A 4,835-nucleotide genomic window follows, 5' to 3' on the forward strand; every position below is an offset into this window, starting at 1 on the left:
CCCCTCCCGTCCGCCCGGTACGCCTGACCGGCAGCCGACCCACCCCGTTGGAGCCTTCCCGTGTCCGTCCTCACCGCTCTCGGCCCCCCTGCCGCCTCCTCGCCGGTCTTCTCACCCGAGGGGATCACGGCCCGTGTCCGGCAGATCCGGGAACCCGTGCACGTCGTCAGCGGGCCGGACGGCCGGGAGCTGGGGATCGCGACCGGCGCCGTGCCCGCCGGCCCGGTGCTCGGCACGCTGCCGCCGCTGTACCCCGAATGGCTCGGCGGCCGCACCTTCTGCGAGGCGCACGGCGTCCGTTTCCCCTATGTCGCGGGGGAGATGGCGAACGGCATCGCGACCACCCGGATGGTCTCCGCGATGGCCCGGGCGGAGATGATCGGCTTCTTCGGCGCGGGCGGTCTGGCCTACCCCGATGTGGAACGGGCCGTGCACACGCTGGTGCGGGAGCTGGGGTCCCGCTCGAACTGGGGCGTCAATCTCATCCACTCACCGGCCGAACCGGCACTGGAGTTCCGCGTCGCCGAGCTGCTGCTGCGTCGCGGTGTTCCCCGGATCTCGGCGTCGGCGTTCATGGAGCTGACCCCGGCGGTCGTCCTGTGCTCGGCGCACGGGCTGCGCCGGGGCCCGGACGGCGCCGTCGTCCGGCGCACGCATCTGCTGGCGAAGGTCTCCCGGCCCGAGGTGGCCGAGAGGTTCCTCTCCCCCGCGCCGCCCGCACTGCTGGACCACCTCGTCGCCCGGGGAAAGCTGACCCGCCAGGAGGCGTCCCTGGCGGCCCTGGTGCCGGTGGCCGAGGACATCACCGTGGAGGCGGACAGCGGCGGACACACCGACAACCGGCCGTTGTCGGTCCTGCTGCCGAGGATCGCCGCGCTGCGTGACGCACTGGGCCGGCGGTTCGGATACCGTCGGCCGGTCCGGCTCGGCGCGGCCGGGGGTCTCGGCACACCGGACGCGGTGGCCGCCGCCTTCGCCCTCGGCGCCTCCTACGTGGTCGTCGGGTCGGTGAACCAGACGGCCGTCGAGGCGGGTCTGTCCGACGCGGCCAAGGCGATGCTCTGCGACGCGGACGTCTCCGATGTGGCCATGGCGCCGGCGGCCGACATGTTCGAGCTGGGCGTGAAGCTCCAAGTGCTCTCCCGGGGGACGATGTTCGCCCAGCGGGCGGCTCGGCTCCATGCCGCGTACCGGGCCCACGGATCGCTGGAGGAGATCCCCTCCGCGCTGCGCGCCACCATCGAACGCGACGTGCTGCGCGCCCCGTTCGACGAGATCTGGCGGCACGCCCGCACGTTCTGGGACCAGCGCGATCCCGCGGAGATCACCCGTGCGGAGGCCGACCCGAAGCACCGTATGGCCCTGGTCTTCCGCTGGTATCTGGGCAGTTCCAGCCGGTGGGCGATCACCGGGGAGGAGTCGCGTCGGGCCGACTTCCAGATCTGGTGCGGGCCGGCGATGGGCGCGTTCAACCGGTGGGCGGCGGGCTCGTTCCTGGCCGATCCGGCGCACCGGTCCGTGGTGCTGATCGGACTCAATCTGCTGGAGGGGGCCGCCGTGCTCACCCGCGCCCATCAACTGCGCACGTACGGCGTCCCCTTGCCGGCCGAGGCGTTCACCTACGCGCCGTGCGAGCTGGCGTGAGCGGCACCGGCGCCACCAGGGCGTCGGCACCGACCGTACGACCCCGAGGAGAGAGCGTGTCCGACCCCGTCCCCCGCCAGCTCCCCATCGCCGTGGTCGGCGTGGGCGCCCTGGTGCCCGGCGCCACGGACGCGGCAGGCTACTGGCGGATCGTGACCGGTGGCCGCGACCTGATCACCGAGGTGCCCGCCACCCGCTGGCGCGTGGAGGACCACTACGACCCGGATCCGGCCGCCCCCGACAAGACGTACGCCCGCCGGGGCGCGTTCCTCCCCGAGGTGGACTTCGATCCGATGGCCTACGGGGTGCCGCCCGCCAATCTGCCGGCGACGGACACCTCCCAACTGCTCGCCCTGATGGTCGCCGACCAGGTGCTGACGGATGCCGGCGGTCCGGCCGGGGTGGACCGTGACCGGACCGGCGTCGTCCTCGGCGCGGCGGCTCTCGAACTCCTTCCGCACATGTACGGGCGCGCCCATCGCCCCGCATGGCTCGCGGGGCTGCGGGAGAGCGGACTCGACGAGACCGAGGCGCAAGCCGTGTGCGACCGCATCGCGGCCCGCTTCGAGCCGTGGCGCGAATCGACCTTCCCCGGACTGCTCGGCAACGTCGTCGCGGGCCGGATCGCCAACCGGTTCGATCTGCACGGCATCAACCACACCACCGACGCCGCCTGCGCCAGCTCGCTCGCTGCTCTGTCGACGGCCATCGGTGAACTGGCCCTGGGCCGGGCCGACCTGGTGATCAGCGGTGGCGTGGACACCGGGAACGACATCGGCATGTTCCTGTGCTTCTCCAAGACGCCCGCACTGTCCCCCACGGGCGACTGCCGGCCGTTCTCGGCCGCGGCGGACGGCACCATGCTCGGCGAGGCGGTCGTCATGTACGCGCTGAAGAGGTTGTCCGACGCGGAGCGTGACGGCGACCGGATCCACGCGGTGATCCGGTCCATCGGCACCTCGTCCGACGGCAGGAGCACGGCGATCTACGCCCCGCTGCCCGAGGGCCAGGAGCGGGCCCTGCGACGCGCCTACGAGGGAGCCGGCTACGGGCCGGAGACCGTGGAGCTGGTCGAGGCGCACGGGACCGGCACGAAGGCCGGAGACACCGCCGAACTGGCGGCGCTGGCAGCGGTGTTCGGCGCTTCGGGACGCCCGGACGGACAGTGGTGCGCGATCGGTTCGGTCAAGTCGCAGATCGGCCACACCAAGTGCGCGGCGGGCGCCGCGGGCCTGCTCAAGGCGGTCCTGGCCCTGCACCACAAGGTGCTGCCGCCGACGGTCAAGGTGGAGCGGCCGAACCCGGCGGCCGCCGCCCCGAACGGCCCGTTCTACGTCAACACCGAGACCCGCCCGTGGGTCAGGCCGGCCGGCCATCCGCGGCGGGCGGCGGTGTCGAGTTTCGGTTTCGGCGGCAGCAACTTCCACGTCACGCTGGAGGAGTACGCGTCCTCGGGCGGCCCGGGGCGCCCTGCCCTGCGCCACCGCACGGCGCCGAGCGAGCTCGTCCTGTTCGGCGGCGACTCCCCGTCGGACCTGATGGCGCTCCGGACGGACGACGATCGTCCGCTGGCCACGCTGGCACGGGAGAGCCAGGCCGCCTTCTCCCCCGCCGCCCGGGTGCGGCTGGCCGTCGTCGCCACCGACGCCGCGGACCTGCGGGAGAAGTACGCCCAGGCGCTCGCGCTGATCCGGCGGCGCCCCGACGCGGCGTTCTCGACGCCCACCGGTGTCCGGTATGCGTACGGGGAGGCCGCGCCCGGCCGTATCGGTTTCCTGTTCCCGGGACAGGGGTCCCAGTACGTCGGGATGGGAGCCGGTCTCGCGATGCTGGCGCCGGCCGCCCAGGCCGTGTGGGACCGGCTGGGCGGCACCCGCTTCGACGGGCGGCCCCTGCACCGGGTCGTGTTCCCGCCGCCCGCCTTCACCGACGGGGAGCGCGCCGCCCGGCGGACCCTGCTGGACGCCACCGAGTGGGCGCAGCCCGCGCTGGCGGTGCACGCGCTGGCGCTGCTGGAGGTGGTGCGGGGGCTGGGACTGCGGCCGGACTGCGTGGCGGGCCACAGCTTCGGCGAGCTGGTGGCGCTGACGTGCGCGGGCGTGCTGGACGCGGAGTCGCTGGTGGGTCTGGCCCGTCGCCGCGGTGAGTTGATGCGGGACGCGGCGGACGCCCCGGGCGCGATGCTGGCGGTGGCGGCGGACCGAACGCGCGTGGCCGGGGTACTCGCCGGCGGCGGGTTCGGCGACCTCTGGCCGGCCAACCACAACTCCCCGTGCCAAGTCGTGCTGTCGGGATCGGTGGAGGCGGTCGCCCGTGCCGAGAAGGCGTTCTCCGCCGAGGGGGTCGGCACGCGTCGGCCGGCCACGTCGACCGCCTTCCACTGCCCGCTGGTCGCGCCGGCCGTCGAGCCGCTCGCCGCGTACCTGCGCACGGTGCCGCTCGCGGAGCCCCGGATCGAGGTCTACGGCAACGCGGACGCGGCGCCGTACCCCTCGTCCCCCGATGAGGTGCGCCACCGGATCGCCGGTCATCTCGCCTCCCCGGTGCTCTTCCAGGACCAGATCGAGGCGATGTACGCGGCGGGCGTTCGCACCTTCGTCGAGATCGGCGCGGGTGCCACGCTGACCGGGCTGGTCCACCAGATCCTCGGCGACCGCGAGCACGCGGCCGTCCCCCTGGACCGACAGGCCCGGCCCGGTGCCGACGCCCTGCACGCCGCGCTCGGCGAACTCGCCGTACGCGGCGTCCCCCTCGATCTCGACCCGCTCTGGGCGCCGTACACCTCGCCCGGAACCCCAGCGAAGGAGCGCGAGCCCCGCATGACGGTGAAGATCAGCGGAGCGAACTACGGCCAGTCACCGCCGGCCCGTGCCACGTCCGCCGAGCTGTCGTCCGCTCCGGCACCTGAGCCCCGGCGCCGACCGCAGCCCGCCCCCGTACCCACGTCCACGTCCACGGCCGGGTTCGGCGCGCCGAGCATCGCGGCCAGGGTCGTCTCCGTCATCCGCAGAAAGGCCAGGTGGCTGTCCGTCAGGAGACGCTGGCAGAACGCGTGGGTCTCCGCCGTCTGGCGTTGGATGCTCTCGACGGCGGCGTACCAGTCGCCGCCGGTGGCGGGCCCGACTCCGGCGGTGTCGACGAGGTCGGGCTGGTACGCCGAAGGCTGCTGGGCGGGGGACGGGGAGGGGATG

Annotated in this window: 2 protein-coding genes; both read left to right on the plus strand. The window is 74.0% G+C overall.

Annotated elements, in window-relative coordinates; translation table 11 throughout:
- Nucleotides 1-60: 60 nt before the first annotated feature.
- Nucleotides 61-1,644: a PfaD family polyunsaturated fatty acid/polyketide biosynthesis protein gene (locus HET64_RS36645; RefSeq protein ID WP_215111557.1), complete on the plus strand. Its 1,584-nt coding sequence runs from the start codon at nucleotides 61-63 to the stop codon at nucleotides 1,642-1,644.
- 56 nt (nucleotides 1,645-1,700) lie between these two features.
- A partial coding sequence (locus tag HET64_RS36650; RefSeq protein WP_308370429.1) for a beta-ketoacyl synthase N-terminal-like domain-containing protein occupies nucleotides 1,701-4,835 on the plus strand: 3,135 nt, incomplete at its 3' end.

The sequence above is a fragment of the Streptomyces sp. McG3 genome, from assembly GCF_018619185.1.
Lineage (GTDB): Bacteria > Actinomycetota > Actinomycetes > Streptomycetales > Streptomycetaceae > Streptomyces.